At 65.1% G+C, this 15,826-nt stretch carries 17 protein-coding genes and 1 other RNA gene; 5 read left to right on the forward strand and 13 right to left on the reverse strand.

What is annotated here, in order from left to right; translation table 11 throughout:
- Complete coding sequence (locus ACWGPT_RS00590) at positions 1–252, reverse strand: AbrB/MazE/SpoVT family DNA-binding domain-containing protein (protein WP_452603633.1); 252 nt, start codon at positions 250–252, stop codon at positions 1–3.
- A gap of 56 nt (positions 253–308) precedes the next feature.
- A complete protein-coding gene (gene ruvC, locus ACWGPT_RS00595; RefSeq protein ID WP_452603634.1) occupies positions 309–821 on the reverse strand; it encodes a crossover junction endodeoxyribonuclease RuvC in 513 nt (170 codons plus the stop codon).
- 201 nt (positions 822–1,022) lie between these two features.
- On the opposite strand from ruvC, the gene ACWGPT_RS00600 reads away from it, so the two are divergent.
- On the forward strand, positions 1,023–2,039 hold the full coding sequence (locus tag ACWGPT_RS00600) for a hypothetical protein (RefSeq protein WP_452603635.1): 1,017 nt from the start codon (positions 1,023–1,025) through the stop codon (positions 2,037–2,039).
- Between the two features lie 104 nt (positions 2,040–2,143).
- On the forward strand, positions 2,144–3,142 hold the full coding sequence (locus tag ACWGPT_RS00605) for an LLM class flavin-dependent oxidoreductase (protein WP_452603636.1): 999 nt from the start codon (positions 2,144–2,146) through the stop codon (positions 3,140–3,142).
- 24 nt (positions 3,143–3,166) lie between these two features.
- Here ACWGPT_RS00605 and ACWGPT_RS00610 read toward each other — a convergent pair whose 3' ends face one another.
- From ACWGPT_RS00610 to ACWGPT_RS00645, 8 genes are all read right to left on the reverse strand, one after another.
- Positions 3,167–3,913 (reverse strand): YebC/PmpR family DNA-binding transcriptional regulator, encoded by a 747-nt coding sequence (locus ACWGPT_RS00610; protein WP_452603637.1) that lies wholly within the window; start codon positions 3,911–3,913, stop codon positions 3,167–3,169.
- 11 nt (positions 3,914–3,924) lie between these two features.
- Positions 3,925–4,899: an MBL fold metallo-hydrolase gene (locus ACWGPT_RS00615; protein ID WP_452603638.1), complete on the reverse strand. Its 975-nt coding sequence runs from the start codon at positions 4,897–4,899 to the stop codon at positions 3,925–3,927.
- A 113-nt stretch (positions 4,900–5,012) separates the two neighbouring features.
- Positions 5,013–5,837: a TIGR00282 family metallophosphoesterase gene (locus ACWGPT_RS00620; RefSeq protein ID WP_452603639.1), complete on the reverse strand. Its 825-nt coding sequence runs from the start codon at positions 5,835–5,837 to the stop codon at positions 5,013–5,015.
- An 18-nt stretch (positions 5,838–5,855) separates the two neighbouring features.
- Entirely contained in the window at positions 5,856–6,434 is a 579-nt protein-coding gene (locus ACWGPT_RS00625; protein ID WP_452604079.1) for a 5-formyltetrahydrofolate cyclo-ligase, read from the reverse strand.
- Positions 6,434–7,708 (reverse strand): hemolysin family protein, encoded by a 1,275-nt coding sequence (locus tag ACWGPT_RS00630; RefSeq protein WP_452604080.1) that lies wholly within the window; start codon positions 7,706–7,708, stop codon positions 6,434–6,436. The genes ACWGPT_RS00625 and ACWGPT_RS00630 overlap by 1 nt, the downstream gene beginning before the upstream one ends.
- A 221-nt stretch (positions 7,709–7,929) precedes the next feature.
- Positions 7,930–8,964, reverse strand: a complete 1,035-nt coding sequence (locus ACWGPT_RS00635; RefSeq protein WP_452603640.1) for a sensor histidine kinase — start codon at positions 8,962–8,964, stop codon at positions 7,930–7,932.
- A 9-nt stretch (positions 8,965–8,973) separates the two neighbouring features.
- Entirely contained in the window at positions 8,974–9,417 is a 444-nt protein-coding gene (locus ACWGPT_RS00640) for a response regulator (RefSeq protein WP_452603641.1), read from the reverse strand.
- Entirely contained in the window at positions 9,414–10,913 is a 1,500-nt protein-coding gene (locus ACWGPT_RS00645; RefSeq protein WP_452603642.1) for a sensor histidine kinase, read from the reverse strand. The genes ACWGPT_RS00640 and ACWGPT_RS00645 overlap by 4 nt, the downstream gene beginning before the upstream one ends.
- A gap of 159 nt (positions 10,914–11,072) precedes the next feature.
- Between ACWGPT_RS00645 and ACWGPT_RS00650 the strand changes: the two genes are divergently transcribed.
- Positions 11,073–11,312 carry a hypothetical protein gene (locus tag ACWGPT_RS00650; RefSeq protein WP_452603643.1) on the forward strand — a complete coding sequence of 80 codons (240 nt, stop codon included), beginning with the start codon at positions 11,073–11,075 and terminating at the stop codon, positions 11,310–11,312.
- An 86-nt stretch (positions 11,313–11,398) separates the two neighbouring features.
- Here ACWGPT_RS00650 and ssrS read toward each other — a convergent pair.
- The 3 genes from ssrS to ACWGPT_RS00665 form a co-directional block, all read right to left on the reverse strand.
- Positions 11,399–11,555: non-coding RNA, 6S RNA (gene ssrS, locus ACWGPT_RS00655), on the reverse strand.
- Between the two features lie 48 nt (positions 11,556–11,603).
- On the reverse strand, positions 11,604–11,978 hold the full coding sequence (locus tag ACWGPT_RS00660) for a cell division protein ZapA (protein WP_452603644.1): 375 nt from the start codon (positions 11,976–11,978) through the stop codon (positions 11,604–11,606).
- A gap of 21 nt (positions 11,979–11,999) precedes the next feature.
- A complete protein-coding gene (locus ACWGPT_RS00665) occupies positions 12,000–12,272 on the reverse strand; it encodes a DUF4164 domain-containing protein (RefSeq protein ID WP_452603645.1) in 273 nt (90 codons plus the stop codon).
- A gap of 318 nt (positions 12,273–12,590) precedes the next feature.
- Here ACWGPT_RS00665 and tkt point away from each other — a divergent pair, with 318 nt between their 5' ends.
- Together tkt and gap are read left to right on the forward strand one after the other, a co-directional pair.
- Entirely contained in the window at positions 12,591–14,573 is a 1,983-nt protein-coding gene (gene tkt / locus ACWGPT_RS00670; RefSeq protein WP_452603646.1) for a transketolase, read from the forward strand.
- A gap of 63 nt (positions 14,574–14,636) precedes the next feature.
- The gene (gene gap, locus ACWGPT_RS00675; RefSeq protein WP_452603647.1) at positions 14,637–15,641 is read left to right on the forward strand and encodes a type I glyceraldehyde-3-phosphate dehydrogenase; all 1,005 of its coding nucleotides are present in this window, start codon (positions 14,637–14,639) and stop codon (positions 15,639–15,641) included.
- Positions 15,642–15,826: the final 185 nt, after the last annotated feature.

A 15,826-nucleotide genomic window follows, 5' to 3' on the forward strand; every position in this document is an offset into this window, starting at 1 on the left:
TCAACGGTCCCGCGTCATGTCCATCAGGACATCCGCATCGATCGACGGGTCACCGGTTCCTTCCAGGCGCTGCAGCGTCGCCATGAAGTTTTCCAGCCGCTGCCGTTCCTGCTCGTGCAGCGGATCGTTCTTCGGCGCGACGACCAGCCGACCGTTCTCGACGGTGAAGACCACTTCCGAGTTCGGTTCGATGCCGACCAGTTCCCGCAGATCCCGCGGAATGGTCACCTGACCCTTGGATGTGACGCGCATGACAATCTCCTTGCGAGTAAGGATTATTATTACCCGCGGAACAAGTCAAGAACATCCTAGGCGCCGGCCAGGACCTTGCGCATCCTCTCGCCGCCCCGGTTATGAGCGTGGCAGATGGCGATCGCCAGCGCATCCGCCGCGTCGTTGCCGACGAAGGTGGCCTTCGGCATCAGGATCTTCAGCATCAGGTGGATCTGCTGCTTTTCCCCGTGCCCCACCCCGATCACCGCCTTCTTGACGGCATTCGGCGCATATTCCGAGACCCGAAGGCCGGCGCGCGCCGGCACCAGCATCACGACGCCGCGCGCCTGGCCGAGCTTCAGGGTCGCCACCGCATCCTTGTTGACGAAGGTCTGCTCCACGGCCGCCTCGTCCGGCTGGTAGGCATGCACGACTTCGGCAAGTCCGTCGTGCAGCTGGCAGAGCCGCGAGGCGAGATCGAGGTCGCCGTCCGACGTCACCGTCCCGGACGCGACGAAGCGCAGGCTGTTGCCGAGCGTCTCGATGACGCCCCAGCCCGTGCGCCTCAGGCCGGGATCGATGCCGATGATGCGAATCGTGTCTGTCATGGGGGTAATCCTAAAGCCGCTGCCCCAGCAATGCCACGCGAAATGTGAACAAAACAAAAACACCCGGGCTTCGCAAACGTTAAAGCCGCGTTAACCACGTTGGCGAAGTCCCGTGCAAAAGGGCGTTCGTGCATGCAACACTCTTCCTCATGGTGAATTAGCTCGCCAGAACTGCGCATACGGAATCATGAGGAGGCCGACATGCGGGATCGAGACAGGCTCGAGAACGAACTGCTGGAACTACGCGCGGTGGCCGATGCCCTCGACGGCAGCCTTCGCAGATTGGCCGCAGGCGATATCTACCAGAACATCGACATGGCCTTCCCCCGCGCCTTCGAAGGCATGCGCAAGGATTTCAACCGGGGACTGAGGTCCCTTTCGACCAGTCTCGACGAGATCATCAGCCGCACCCGTGAACTCCGGTCGGAATCGGAGGAAATGCGCCGCGGGCTGCATGTCAGGACGGAGGAGGAAAACGGTCGCGCCGCCGCCGTGTCGGCCGCCCTCGCTTCCCTCGCCAGCGTCGAGAATGCCACCCGCAGCCACGCGGCCCGCGCCGACCATGTCTCCACCATCCTGCACAATGCCCGTCTCGACCTCGACCGTCCGCGCCAGGCGACAGCGCAGGCGGGAAGTGCTGCGGGCGATGCCCGCGGCTCGCTGTCCCGGTTGAAGGCGCTCGTTGACGACCTCCGGCCTGTCGTCCGGGAAGCCGCCCTCCTGGCCCTCAACAGCGGCGTCAATGCCGCCCATACGGCGCCGGCGAGCGACGACACGCTCGGTGTCGCCAAGACGCTCCATGCCATCACCCAGCAGATCGAGACGACGCTGGAAGCGATCGGGCACGAAGCGGACGGCGCCATGGGTTCGTCTGAGGCATCGGGCGAGGCGATCGCAAAGCTCGGCCGCGAGTTCGAGGCCCATGACCTCTACCTGGAGGCGGCCGACACGCAGGCACGGGCGCTCGGCGACGGCATGCGCCGGGGAGAAAAGGAACTGGAGGCGATCCGCGCCGATCTCGCCCCGACCATCCGCAGGCTGGACGATCCGGACAAGGTACCGCATCCGCCGCTCTTCCACCTCGACGCCATCGACCGGGCAGCCGCCGAGATCGATCGCCAGGCCGACCGCTTCAAGCCGTCGGGAGAACTTCTTCCGCCCTTCACGCCGGCACCGGGATCCGGCCGCCGCGGTCATCTGACACTGGTCAAATCCTGATCGGAAAGGCTCTTCCCTGACGGAACGCTCGGCCCTGCCTCGCATCGGCGGATCAAGTGCCTATATGAGGTGACCGCCCGGCCCCGTTTCTGTCAGGAATGAAGATGATACCCTTTTCCATCCTCGATCTTTCGCCCGTCCCCGAAGGCCTCGACGTGGGCGACGCGCTGGACCAGTCGCGGCAGATGGCGCGCAAGGCCGAGGAGCACGGCTACAAGCGCATCTGGCTTGCGGAACACCACGGCATGCCGGGCATTGCCAGCGCCGCGACCGCCCTCGTCATCGGCCATGTCGGGGCGGCGACCAGCCGCATCCGCATCGGTTCGGGCGGCGTCATGCTCCCCAACCATTCGCCGCTGGTGATCGCCGAGCAGTTCGGGACGCTTGAAGCCCTCTTCCCCGGCCGCGTCGACCTCGGCCTCGGTCGCGCGCCCGGCACGGACATGCGCACCGCCCGGGCGCTCCGTCGCAATCTCGAGGCAGGGGCGGAAAACTTCCCGCACGACATCATCGAACTGCAGCGCCTGCTCGGCCCCCCGACGGAAGACCAGCCGATCCTGGCCGTCCCCGGCGCGAACTCCAACGTTCCGCTCTGGCTGCTCGGCTCGAGCCTCTACAGCGCTCATCTCGCAGCCGCTCTCGGCCTGCCCTACGCGTTTGCCTCGCACTTCGCGCCGGACATGCTGATGGACGCGATCGCCATCTATCGCGAGCGTTTCCAGCCGTCGGCATCGCTCGACCAGCCTTACGTCATGGTCGGCGTGATGGGGGTGGCGGCGGACACCGACGAGGAAGCGGCCCGCCTCTTCACCTCGGCGCAGCAGCAGTTCATCAACCTGCGCCGCAATGTCCGCGGCAAGTTCCCGCGGCCCGTGGACACGATGGACGGCCTCTGGTCGGACATGGAACGGATCAGCGTCGATCATACGCTGCGCTACGCGGCGGTCGGCGCGCCCGCGACGCTGGAGGCGAAACTCTCTGCATTCCTCGGAGAAACAGGGGCGGACGAACTGATCGTCTCGATGCCGATCCACGACATCGCCGCGCGGCTGAGGTCGGTCGAACTCCTCGCCGGCCTGCCGATGATGGAAAAGGCGCCCTGACCGGCGCCTTCTCCGTTGTAATTATCAGGCCGAGAGCTTCGCCATGACTTCGTCGGAGACCTCGAAGTTCGAGTAGACGTTCTGCACGTCGTCGTCGTCTTCCAGCACGTCGATGAGCTTCATCAGCGACTGGGCCTTCTCCTCGTCCACGGGGACGGTGTTCTGCGGCTTCCAGATCGACTTGACCGATTCCGCCTCGCCCAGGGTCGCCTCGAGCGCCTTGGAGACCTCGTTCATGTCCTCGAAGGCGCAGTAGATCGTGTGCCCGTCCTCGTCGGACGTCACGTCCTCGGCACCCGCCTCGATCGCCGCTTCCATCACCTTGTCGGCATCGCCGACCTCGGCCTTGTAGACGATCTCGCCGACGCGGTCGAAGGAGAAGGAAACCGAACCGGTTTCGCCGAGCGCGCCGCCGGCCTTCGAGAAGCTGGAGCGGACCGAAGAGGCGGTGCGGTTGCGGTTGTCCGTCAGCGCCTCGACGATGACGGCGACGCCGCCCGGGCCGTAGCCTTCGTAGCGGACTTCCTCGTAGTTCTCGGCATCGCCGCCCGCCGCCTTCTTGATGGCGCGCTCGATATTGTCCTTCGGCATCGACTGTGCCTTGGCGTTCTGGATCGCCAGGCGCAGGCGCGGATTCATCGCGGGATCGGGCATGCCGCCCTTCGCCGCGACGGTGATTTCGCGCGCGAGCTTCGAGAACATTTTCGAACGGACGGCGTCCTGCCGTCCCTTGCGGTGCATGATGTTTTTGAACTGTGAATGGCCGGCCATGGAACCCCTAGTCACATCGATGTGGTGAATCCCGGGGTTATAGTTTCGATGAGCCTGCGGTTCAAGCGCTCACCGACGTTTCCCCCGGCGCTCCCTGACCTACATTCCTGCGGCACGAGGATGGTCGGCCGCTTCGGCAGCGTGCGCATGGAGACCCGGATGACGGGCTCGCTCGCATAGCGGACGTCGAACTTTCCAGCCAGCATGCCGATGAACCGGTCGAGGCCGCCCGGCCGGTGCATCGGCAGGATCAGCGACGACCGCAGCCGGTCGACAACCCGGCTCATGCTGTCGGCGCCGAGTGTCAGCCCGCCGTCCACGGGCACCATCAGTATGTCGAGCCGGCCGATCTCGCCGTAGTGGCTGTCGGTGAGCTCGTGGTGCAGGTGCCCGAGATGGCCGATGCAGAGCCCGGCGATCTCGAAGATGAAGATCGAGTTGCCGCCCTCCTCGTAATCGCCGCCCCAGGAACGGATGTCGGTGGAGACGTTGCGGATATAGGCGTCGCCCACCACGACATGATGCTGCGCCCTTTCGCCCGGGACGTCGCTCCAGCCCGGCAGGACCTGCTCTATCCCGGCGTCCGGAGCGAGCGTGAAATGGCTGGAATGCGCCTTGTTCATGGTCACGACATTGGGCAGCCGCGACGGCCGGTAGAGCCCGCTGTAGTCGGTGGCGATGCCGACGCCGCCCGGCGTCTCGATGAAATAGGTGGAGTGGCCGACATAGGTGATGTCCACCGTCTCCCTGTCGGCAAGGTCCGAACGCTCCTCGGCCTGGGCGAGCACTACCGGCAGGCTATCGTCGCCGGACCACGAGGCGAAGCGCGTGTCCGGCAGCGCTCTGGCGATCGCCTGGCACTGGCTGACTGCCAAGGGGGAATGCTGGGGTGCGTTCTCGGGGGCGTCCCCGGGGGCATCCTGTGCGCGCACAGGCGCAGACGCCGCCAGCGTGACGAGAAGGAAGGCGACAGTCCGCAGCATCATGCCACTCCCTGGTCCGTTGCCGGGCAAGGATGCTGCAAGCGGGATTGCCGGTCCAGCCGGCCCGCGGGCTGCGGGCCTCACATTTCCGTCATTTCGGGGCGCCCGGTTCCCGCTCAGTTCCAGAAGGAGGGGATGGTTTCCTCGAGCCGTGCCCCCAGCCGGAGCGGCGCGATCTTTTCGGCGAGGCCCGAACTGTCGGAAATCTCGACGCCGAGGCCGCAGATCGTGGCGGGCCCGCTCGCGGCCTCGAACCGGCCCTTCGGCATCTTCGAGATGAACCGGTTGAGCGGCTCTTCCTTGTCCATGCCGAGCGAGGAATCGTAGTCGCCGCACATGCCGGCATCCGACATGTAGGCGGTGCCGCCGTTGAGGATCTGGCAGTCGGCGGTCGGGACATGGGTATGCGTCCCGACGACGAGGCTTGCGCGACCGTCGACGAAATGACCGAAGCACTGCTTCTCGCTCGTGGCCTCCGCGTGGAAGTCGAAGACGATCGCATCCGCCTGTTCCTTCAGCGGACAGGCGGCGAGGATGGCTTCCGCGCTCTTGAAGGGATCGTCGAGTTCCGGATGCATGAACACGCGGCCCATGATGTTGGCGACGAGGACCCGGGCGCCGTTGCGGGCGTAGTAGATGCCGGAGCCCCGGCCGGGCGTGCCCGCCGGATAGTTCGCCGGGCGCAGGAACTGCTCGTGACGGTCGGCGAAGACCACCGCCTCCTTCTGGTCCCAGACGTGGTTGCCGGTCGTCACCACGTCGGCGCCGGCATTGATCGTCTCCAGGAAGATGTCTTCCGTGATCCCGAACCCGCCGGCGGCGTTCTCGCCGTTGACGATGACGAAATCCAGCCGGAGATCGGAAACGAGGCCCGGAAGCCGTTCCCAGACCGCGGTCCGCCCGCTCTTGCCGACCATATCACCGAGAAACAGAAGCCGCATGCTTGTCCAATCATATCATCATTCGAGGTGGCGCAGGCCACTCTCGGTCAGCACCGCCGGAAGCCTGATGTCGTGCGGTTCGGCCGGGACTGATGCCACTTCCTGACAGTCGAAGGCAATCCCGATCAGACGCGGTTGCAGGCCTTTTTCGTGGAGCCGGGCGATGGCGCGGTCATAATAGCCGCCTCCATAGCCGATCCGGTGGCCGCGCGCGTCGAAGGCCGCGACCGGCACGAGCATGATGTCCGGCTCCAGTTCCGCGGCATCAGGCCCCGGTGCCGAGGTCCCGAAGCCGCAATCAACCAGCGGCGCGCCGGGCACGAGTTCCCTGAAGACGATCCGCTCCTTGTCGAGGATGACCGGCACGCAGATGCGCGCGCCCTTCTGCCTCAGCCCCGCCATCAGCGGGCGCAGGTCCACCTCGGTGCGGATCGGCAGGAACCCGGAGACGATGCATCCGGGCTCGACCGCGATCGCGGCAAGGCCGTGATCGGCGATGTTCAGGCTCTTCTCGATCCGCTCGGTGAGCGGAATGGCATCCCGGGCAGCAAGGCGGCCAGCCCTCAGCCTTGGCTTGGCTGGCCTGTCCTCGTCCATCACTCTGCCGCTTCTTCGGTCTTCCGGACGATCAGCTTGTCGATCCGCCGGCCGTCGAGGTCGACCACTTCGAAGGTCCAGCCCTGGCGCTCGAAGCGCTCGCCGAGTTCCGGCAGGTGCTTGATCTCGTCGAGGACGAAGCCTGCGACCGTCTCGTAGTCGAGGTCGCTGCCGACCCGGATGCCCATGGCATGTCCGAATTCGTCGATCGGCATCCAGCCGGCGACGAGGTAGGAGCCGTCCTCGCGCGCGACGATCGCGGGCTCCTGGGTCTCGTCCTCCTGGAACACCCCGGTGATCGCCTCCAGCACGTCGCCGGAGGTGATGATCCCCTCGAAGTGGCCGTATTCGTCATAGACGAGCACCATATGCGCCGGCGTGCGGCGGAGCGCCTGGATGACGTCCAGCGCGCCCGTCAGGTCGGAGACCACCGGCGCCTCGCGCATCAGCGACCGCAGGTCCGGCCCCTTGCCCGACGCCACGAAGTCGAATGCATCCTTGACGAAGAGCACGCCGAGGATCTCGTCGGAGCTTCCGTTGCGGACAGGCAGGCGCGAACGGGTCGTCTTGCGCAACTGCTCGCGCAGTTCGTCGGTGTCGTCCTCGATGTCCAGGACCTCCACGTCGCGGCGCGGCGTCATCAGGCCGCGGGCGGTCCGGTCGGCGAGCCGCATGACGCCGGAGATCATCGCGGATTCTTCCGTCTCGATCACCCCGGCGCTCTGCGCTTCGGCAAGCACGGTGCGGATTTCCTCTTCCGTCACGCGATCGGCCGGCTCTTCCTTCTGGCCGAGAAGCCCGAGCACCAGCCGTCCGGACAGGTCGAGCAGCCAGACGAGCGGCGCGCCGATCTTCGCGAGGAAGCTCATCGCCGGCGCCACGCGCGCGGCGATCGTCTCGGGCGCCCGCAGGGCGATCTGCTTCGGCACGAGTTCGCCGACGATCAGCGAGAGATAGGTGATGGCGACGACCACGGAGCCGACGCCGAGCGCGTCGGACCATGCGTCGGACATGCCCTGCGCCTCCAGCCAGGTGGCAAAGCGGGCGCCGAGCGTGGCGCCGGAGAATGCGCCCGACAGGACGCCGACCAGCGTGATGCCGATCTGCACGGTCGACAGGAAGCGGCCCGGATCTTCGGCAAGCTTCATCGCGAGGCTTGCCCCTCCCTTGCCCTGGTCCGCCATGACCTTGAGACGCACCGATCGGGCGGAGACGACGGCAAGCTCGGACATGGCAAGGACGCCGTTGATGACGGTGAGGGCGAGGACGATCAGAATTTCAACTAACAAGGAAAACTCTCGGTTGGGACGGAATCGACCCGCCGGCGCGCCGCATCGGCAGCGCAACTGGATGCAGGTCGCCCAGAAACTTCCGTCCAGGGGTCGGCGCCCGTCCGGCGCGGCTTGCGCACGGACCGAGGTCGCTTATCCAGGTGGAGGAGATGATAGGGCTCGTAAGGCCCTGTGGCAATGGCAGCCAGGTCGCGGACATGGCGTCAGCAGTGAAGCGAAAGAAGGAGTTCGGCGCGGGTCCCGCTGGTTCTCGGCTTGTACTCGACGGCGGAGCCGAGCGTCGCCGCCATCGACTTGACGATGCGGCTGCCGAGCCCCGTTCCCTTCGGCGTATCGTCCTGCGTCCAGCCCACTCCGTCATCCTCGACGACCAGCAGTACCTGGTCGGGCGCCAGCCGTTGCAGGGTGACGCGAACCTCGCCCTCGCCTCCGGCGGTATAGGCGTACTTGATCGCATTGGTCAGGAGCTCGGTGACGATCATGCCCACCGACACGGCACGGTCGGAGGTGAGTGATACCGGATCGGCTTCCAGCCGGATCACCGGTCCCTGCTGCTCCATGTTGACCGAGTTCTGCACTTCCTTGACGAGCGTCCCGAGATACTTGTCCATCTCCACCTGCCGGACGTCGTCCGACGTGTAGAGGCTGCGGTGCATGCCGGCGATCGCGGTGATGCGGGCCTGGGTCTCGGTCAGCGCCTCCTTCACGGCGTCGCTGCGGCTGTTGGAGACCTGCAGGCGGATGAGCGCGGCGACGAGCGCCAGGCTGTTGGCGACGCGGTGGTTGACTTCCGCGAGCAGGACTTCCGCCCGCTCCTTGCCGAGGCGGATCTCGTGATCGGCCTTTTCCTTGGCCTGCCTGAGCTCGGCGCTGGTGATGGCCTGGCGCAGCGCGCTTTCCATCAGCGGCCAGAATTCCTCGCCGACCGTCTTGATGACGTAGTCGGATGCGCCGTTCTTCAGCGCTTCGATGGCGATGGTCGCCTCGCTGGAGCCGGTGACGTAGATGACGGGAAGCGCGATGTTGCGCTCCTTCAGCACGGCAAGGATCTGCAGCCCCGTTTCGGAGCGCAGATAGTGATCGAGAACGATCGCCGAGAATGTGTTGCTTTCCAGCGCCTCCAGCGCCGAGGCGGAGCCTGCGGCGTGCACGACGTCATAGCCGGCGCGCCCCAGATATCTCTGCGCCAGCCGTGCCAGCGCGAGATCGTCGTCGACATAGAGGATGGTCTGCGACATCTGTTTCCGTTATTGCCCCGGCACTTGCATCACAGAGAAAAACAGACCGAGCTGACGGATCGCGTGGGCGAAGCTGTCGTAGTCGACCGGCTTCGTGATGTAGACATTGGCGCCGAGGTCATAGCAACGCTGAATTTCCCGCTCGTCGTCCGTGGTGGTCAGGATGACGACCGGCAGGCGCTTCGCATGAGCGTTGGACTTCACCTTCTCGAGGATGTCAATACCCGACATGTCCGGCAGGTTGAGGTCGAGCAGGATCAGCAGGTGGCGTTCCTGGGTGCTGGCGCCGGTACGGTCCGGGCCGAGGATGTAATCCAGGGCGGCATTGCCGTTTGTGAAGGGAACGATCTCGTTGTTGACGCCGGCGCGCCGCACGTTCTTCTCGATGAGGCGTGCGTGGCCCTCGTCGTCCTCGACCATGACGATCGTGACTTCTTTTGCTGCAGCTTTCATGACCCGCTACTCCTGACATACTGGGACAGATCCGTGGGCAGGCGGATAATGAAAGTGGATCCTCCCCCCAAGGTCGATGTCACGGTAATCTCGCCGCCTAAATTTCTGACTAACGACCGCACATGCGCGAGGCCTATACCCTCTCCCGCCTTGTCTTGCACGCCGGATCTGCGGAAAAGCTCGAAAACCCGTTCGTGATCCTCCGGCGCGATGCCGCGGCCGTTGTCCTCCACCTCGATGCGGATGGAGTTGCGGCCTCCCGGCATGGCCCTGACCGCCAGATGCAGCGGCCGGTCCGGGTGGCGGTACTTGACGGCATTGTCGAACAGGTTGCCGAACACCTGCTCGAGCGAGAAGCGGTCCGATATCATCCCGCGCGCGCCGCCGACGGCGATGCGGACTTCGCCGCCCGCCTCGTCGACCTGGTGGTAGATCGACGCTGCGGTGTTCTCCAGCAGTTCGGCAAGGTCGATCGCCTCCGGCCGCAACTCACGCCGCCCGTCGCGGGAAATCTTCAGGATGGCGTTGATCAGCGCATCCATCTTCTTCGTCGACGAGCGGATGAAGGAGATCGCCTCGGGCAGGTCCTCCTCGACCGCCAGCCGCGCATCGCGCACCTGGTCCTCGGTGAGCGTCGCCCCTTCCGCGAGCACGTAGGCCTTCACCGTCGCCAGCGTCGCGTCGAGCTCGCTGGTGAAGCCCATGATGTTGACGAGCGGTGCGCGCAGGTCGTGCGAGACGATGTAGGCGTAGCGCTGGATCTCGCGGTTGGCCTGCATCAGGTCTTCCGTCCGCTCCTCGACGCGCTCCTCGAGGCTCGCATTGAGCCCCTCCACCGCCTCGCGTGCCCGCGACAGTTCCCGCACATGCTGTGCCACGATCATGATCGCGCCGCCGACCACCGCAAGGATGACGATGCCGCCGCCGATCGCGAACCACTGCATCGAGGCAGCCGAGGCCGACAGTTCCTCCGCGCCCGTATCGAGCCTTGCCTGGAACGTGTCGATGAAGCCCTGCAGCAGTTCGCGCACTTCGCTCATGACCTGGCGGCCATAATCGGCGCGCACGATGGCGACCGCCCCCGGAACGTCGCCGCCCTCCACCATCTCGACTGTCTGGCGCAGTTCGGAGAGCTTCTCGTTGATCAGGAACTCGATCCGGGCGATCTGGTCGGCCATCGAGGCTTCCGCCTTGAGAGCGGATCTCAGCCTTTCCAGCCGCACCGGAAGCTCGTTCAGCGACTGCTCGTAGGGCTCCAGGAACGACCTGTTCTGCGTCAGCAGGTAGCCGCGCTGGCCGGTCTCGGCAGCGTGGAGCAGGATGAGCATGTCGGCCGACGCGGAGCGCGCAGTCCGCAACTGCATGACGTTGTCGAAGTAGGATTGCGTCATCCGCGCCTGGAACAAAGACGAGAACACGATCCCCACGAGGATCGCCGCGCCGACCAGAAGCATGAGGATCGACGAGCGTGCGAAGGTATTGGTACTGAGCGGCATGGCATCCCGAAAAGTTGAGGCGGGCCGAAACTCGGGCCTGCACCGGACAAAGTCAAGGATTCGACTTTCGTCTTATGTATTCTTAAGGCAGTGCTAATTCTCGCACTGTTCCAGCCTCGAAAACCGCGTATCGTCGCCTTCAGGGATGAGGGTCTGGCGATGGAAACGAACAGAGTTCTCTTGATTTCAGCTATCGACCGCTACAGCGTTTGCATCGTGGAGAACGGTGTAGCCACGCAGCGGCACTTCAGGGTCGAGTCCTTCGCCGCCTCCTGGGCGCTGGGGCAGAGCCTGAGACTGGGCGTTTCGGTTCTGCGGGAGAGCGCGACGCCGCCCGCTACCGTCAGCCCCTCGCCCGGACAGGACTTCCAGACATCGAACCCGACAATGTGCGTCTGACCAAGATGCGCTTGACGAAAGTGGACCTGAGAAGCCCGATGGGCGCGGCGGGGCCGTTGTCCCGGCGTCGGCGGTCTGGAAGAAGGGTGCGATCCACGCAACCGATGGAGATTTACGATCCTGGGTGCCTACAGAGTAGGTGGGCGCCGTATGTCCAAGCCCACGGGCCTGGTCAGGGACAGCTCCCTAAGGATCGAGTATGGCCCCAGGGATTGTGGTTCCTGTCGTGAGGCGCAGACCGCATCCGAGATATAGCCGCAAAATCGCTGAAGCGCCAGTCCCGGCCGCCGTTCAGTTGATCGACGCCGGCCGCCCCGTGAGCTTCGCCGTCAGCGAGGCAAGACGCCCGGTCAGTTCGTCGAGCGTCGAGACCAGCACCTGTTCATTCTGGTGGCGATCCTCGAGCACGCCCGCCTGGGCGGAATTGAGCGTCCGGACCTCCGCCTCCAGGCCTTCCACCTTCCGCGAAAGTTCGGAAAGCTCGTCCATGACCATGATCCCGGCCATGACCGTGATCCGCAGGTCGCCGATCTCGCCGAACTGCGACTTCAGGTGTCCCACATAACGGTCGAAGCGGGCGGCGAGACCGCTCAGGTGGTCTTCCTGCCCTTCCTCGCAGGCCATGCGGTAGGCCTTGCCGTCGATCGTCACCGTCACCTGGGCCATGCTTGCCTTCCCCTGTCGCCGTCAGCGGTCGAGAACCGCGCGTATGGTTTCCATCGCGGTGACGAGCCGGCGCGAGACCTCGCGGTTGACTTCTTCCAGCCGGTTCGCACGGAACTGTGACTGGTCGAGCTCCTGCGCCAGGCGCGCCCGGTCCTCGTGGACACGGCGGACCTCGCCCTCGATCTCGCTGTTCTGGCGCTGGTGTTCGATCCGCATGTCGACCGCGTTTTCCAGGCTGCCGATGGCAGCAGCCAGTTCCGCGAGCGCCTGATCCAACGTCTTGTCCGCCGGCATCCATGTCTTCCGTTGAAATATGGGCAGGGCGCCGACTCAAAACGGCGCCATCTGCCGAGAATGCGCACAGACTAATCTTGCCGGCCGGAGGGGTCAACAAAACCCCTGCCCGGCGCGCGTCAATCCTGTGAATCGTCGCGCCGGCGCCGCGGCCGCGACCCCGTTCCGCCCCGCTGCCGGGCCCTCGCCGCCCGGCCCCCGCGGCATACTGGAGGTCCCGGGTTTGTTGACTTGTCCGGCGCACCTGCTAAGGATCAGCCCGCTTTCATCCGGTCCCCGAAAGGACCGTGAACGACACCCGGAAACAGCGGAATAGTCATGATCTCTCGCGAAAAACACAATCGGATGGCGAATGCGATCCGCTTCCTCTCCATGGACGCCGTGGAGAAGGCCAATTCCGGCCACCCGGGCCTGCCCATGGGCGCCGCCGACGTCGCGACCGTCCTGTTCACGCGCTTCATGAACTTCGACCCGAAGAACCCGCTCTGGCCGAACCGCGACCGGTTCGTGCTGTCGGCAGGCCACGGCTCGATGCTCCTTTATTCGCTGCTCTACCTGACGGGCTACGAAGACCTCACCATCGAGGACCTCAAGGAATTCCGCCAGCTCGGCTCCAAGACCGCCGGCCACCCGGAATACGGACACATCTCGGGCGTCGAGACCACCACCGGCCCGCTCGGCCAGGGCCTCGCCAATGCCGTCGGCATGGCGATCGCCGAGCGCAAGCTCGCCGAGGAATTCGGCTCCGACCTCCAGAACCATCACACCTATGTCCTCGCCGGTGACGGCTGCCTGATGGAAGGCATCAGCCAGGAGGCCATCGCTCTGGCGGGCCACCTCAAGCTCAACAAGCTGATCGTCTTCTGGGACAACAACTCGATCACCATCGACGGTGCCGTCTCGCTCTCCGATTCCACCGACCAGATCGCCCGCTTCAAGGCGGTGAACTGGAACACGATCCAGGTGGACGGCCACGATCCGGATGCCATCGCCGCGGCCATCGAGGCAGCACAGCTTTCCGACAAGCCCACCCTCATCGCCTGCAAGACCGTGATCGGCTTCGGCGCTCCCAACAAGCAGGGAACGCACAAGGTGCACGGCAGTCCGCTCGGAGCCGAAGAGATCGCCGCGGCGCGCACCGCGCTCGAATGGGAGGCGGAAGCCTTCAGCGTGCCGGCCGACGTTCTCGATGCCTGGCGCCTCGCCTGCCTGCGCTCGACCAAGACCCGCAAGGAATGGGAAGCACGGCTTGCCGCCACCCCGGCGGAAACCCGCGCCGAATTCGTCCGCCGCTTCGCGGGCGACCTGCCCGGCGGCTTCGACAGCACGATCGATGCCTTCAAGAAGAAGATCGCCGCGAACAACCCGACCGTCGCGACCCGCAAGGCTTCCGAGGACGCGCTCGAGATCATCAACGGGCTTCTGCCCGAGGTCCTGGGCGGTTCCGCCGACCTGACGCCGTCGAACAATACCAAGACGAGCCAGATGAAGGCGATCACGCCGACCGACTTCTCCGGCCGCTACATCCACTACGGCATCCGCGAGCACGGCATGGCAGCCGCGATGAACGGCATCGCCCTTCACGGCGGCCTGATCCCCTATGCCGGCGGCTTCCTGATCTTCTCCGACTACTGCCGGCCGTCGGTCCGCCTCGCGGCCCTGATGGGCATCCGCGTCGTCCATGTCTGGACCCACGATTCCATCGGTGTCGGCGAAGACGGCCCGACGCACCAGCCGATCGAGCAGCTGGCATCGCTGCGCGCGATCCCGAACCTCCTGATCTTCCGCCCCGCGGACGAGACGGAGACGGCGGAATGCTGGCAGCTCGCGCTCAAGGAAAAGAAGCGTCCCTCCGGCCTGGCGCTGACGCGACAGAACCTGACGCCGGTCCGCAAGGAATACGAAGAGAAGAACCTCTGCGCCTACGGTGCCTATGACCTCGTGTCGTCGAGCGACGCCCGCGTCACCATCTTCGCCTCCGGCTCGGAGGTCGAGATCGCCGTCAAGGCCGCCGGCATGCTGGAGCAGAAGGGCATCGCCACCCGCGTGGTTTCCGTTCCCTGCGTCGAGCTCTTCATGGACCAGGACGAGGACTACCGGACCGCCATCATCGGCACCTCGCCGGTCAAGGTCGCGGTCGAGGCCGGCGTCCGCCAGGGCTGGGATGCCCTGATCGGCTCCGACGGCATCTTCATCGGCATGAAGTCCTTCGGGGCCTCGGCGCCGGCAAAGGATCTCTACAAGCACTTCGGCATCACGGCGGAAGCCGTGGTGGCTGCTACCGAGAAGCGACTTTCCTGAAGCCGTTCCCTCGCGTCAGCAAGGTTGAACCAATGTTACGACAGACAGACGGGAGTATCTGAAATGACAGTGAAAGTCGGCATCAACGGCTTCGGCCGCATCGGTCGCAACGTCCTGCGCGCCATCCAGGAATCCGGCCGGACCGACATCGAGGTCGTCGCCATCAACGATCTGGGCCCGGTCGAGACCAATGCCCATCTTCTGCGCTACGACAGCGTCCACGGGAAGTTTCCTGCCGAGGTCCGGGTCGAAGGCGACTCGATCGTCGTCGGCGGCGGCAAGCCGATCAAGGTGACCGCCGTCAAGGACCCCAAGGAACTGCCCTGGGGCGACGTCGACATCGCGCTTGAATGCACGGGCATCTTCACCTCCAAGGAGAAGGCGTCGCTGCACCTTTCGAACGGTTCCAAGCGCGTCCTCGTCTCGGCCCCGGCCGACGGCGCCGACAAGACGGTCGTCTTCGGCGTCAACCACAACACGCTGACCAAGGACGACCTCGTCGTCTCCAACGCGTCCTGCACGACGAACTGCCTCGCCCCGGTCGCCTATGTCCTGCACAAGGCCTTCGGCATCGAGAAGGGCTACATGACGACCGTGCACTCCTACACGGGCGACCAGCCGACCCTCGACACCATGCACAAGGACCTCTACCGGGCCCGTGCCGCTGCCCTGTCGATGATCCCGACCTCCACCGGCGCAGCCAAGGCCGTCGGCCTGGTCCTGCCGGAACTGAAGGGCAAGCTCGACGGCTCGGCGATCCGCGTGCCGACCCCGAACGTTTCCGTCGTCGACCTGAAGTTCATTCCTTCGCGCAACGTCACGAAGGAAGAAGTCAACGCGGCGATCAAGGCCGCCGCCGACGGCGAACTGAAGGGCATCCTCGACTACGTCACGGGTCCGCTCGTATCGGTTGACTTCAACCACGATCCGCATTCGTCCAACTTCGCAGCCGAGCAGACCAAGGTATTGGAAGGCAACCTCGTTCGCATCCTCACCTGGTACGACAACGAGTGGGGCTTCTCCAACCGCATGGCCGATACGGCCGTCGCGATGGGCAAGCTGCTCTAGGTCATTTCCACCCCAATCGCTTTTTTAAACGGCGGCCGGACATTCCGGCCGCCGTTTTCTTTTTCGCCGCCCTTCTGTTGCCGGATTTGTTCCCGCCTTATTCACTTCCTCTTGATTCTTTCCGCCCGGCGGAAATCCAAGACATGTGAGATCCGACAGGTTAACGAGCACCGCCACCGGCGCTG

Source organism: Pseudorhizobium sp. NPDC055634, assembly GCF_053618655.1.

Bases quoted from the DNA above. Each gene is read 5' to 3' on its own strand.
- ACWGPT_RS00600 (WP_452603635.1), top strand. From the start codon at position 1,023: ATGCGGGATCGAGACAGGCTCGAGAACGAACTGCTGGAACTACGCGCG.
- ACWGPT_RS00650 (WP_452603643.1), top strand. From the start codon at position 11,073: ATGGAAACGAACAGAGTTCTCTTGATTTCAGCTATCGACCGCTACAGC.
- ACWGPT_RS00625 (WP_452604079.1), bottom strand. From the start codon at position 6,434: ATGGACGAGGACAGGCCAGCCAAGCCAAGGCTGAGGGCTGGCCGCCTT.
- ACWGPT_RS00665 (WP_452603645.1), bottom strand. From the start codon at position 12,272: ATGCCGGCGGACAAGACGTTGGATCAGGCGCTCGCGGAACTGGCTGCT.
- ACWGPT_RS00660 (WP_452603644.1), bottom strand. From the start codon at position 11,978: ATGGCCCAGGTGACGGTGACGATCGACGGCAAGGCCTACCGCATGGCC.
- ACWGPT_RS00645 (WP_452603642.1), bottom strand. From the start codon at position 10,913: ATGCCGCTCAGTACCAATACCTTCGCACGCTCGTCGATCCTCATGCTT.
- ACWGPT_RS00620 (WP_452603639.1), bottom strand. From the start codon at position 5,837: ATGCGGCTTCTGTTTCTCGGTGATATGGTCGGCAAGAGCGGGCGGACC.
- ACWGPT_RS00615 (WP_452603638.1), bottom strand. From the start codon at position 4,899: ATGATGCTGCGGACTGTCGCCTTCCTTCTCGTCACGCTGGCGGCGTCT.
- ACWGPT_RS00635 (WP_452603640.1), bottom strand. From the start codon at position 8,964: ATGTCGCAGACCATCCTCTATGTCGACGACGATCTCGCGCTGGCACGG.
- ACWGPT_RS00605 (WP_452603636.1), top strand. From the start codon at position 2,144: ATGATACCCTTTTCCATCCTCGATCTTTCGCCCGTCCCCGAAGGCCTC.
- ACWGPT_RS00590 (WP_452603633.1), bottom strand. From the start codon at position 252: ATGCGCGTCACATCCAAGGGTCAGGTGACCATTCCGCGGGATCTGCGG.
- gap (WP_452603647.1), top strand. From the start codon at position 14,637: ATGACAGTGAAAGTCGGCATCAACGGCTTCGGCCGCATCGGTCGCAAC.
- ruvC (WP_452603634.1), bottom strand. From the start codon at position 821: ATGACAGACACGATTCGCATCATCGGCATCGATCCCGGCCTGAGGCGC.
- tkt (WP_452603646.1), top strand. From the start codon at position 12,591: ATGATCTCTCGCGAAAAACACAATCGGATGGCGAATGCGATCCGCTTC.
- ACWGPT_RS00610 (WP_452603637.1), bottom strand. From the start codon at position 3,913: ATGGCCGGCCATTCACAGTTCAAAAACATCATGCACCGCAAGGGACGG.
- ACWGPT_RS00640 (WP_452603641.1), bottom strand. From the start codon at position 9,417: ATGAAAGCTGCAGCAAAAGAAGTCACGATCGTCATGGTCGAGGACGAC.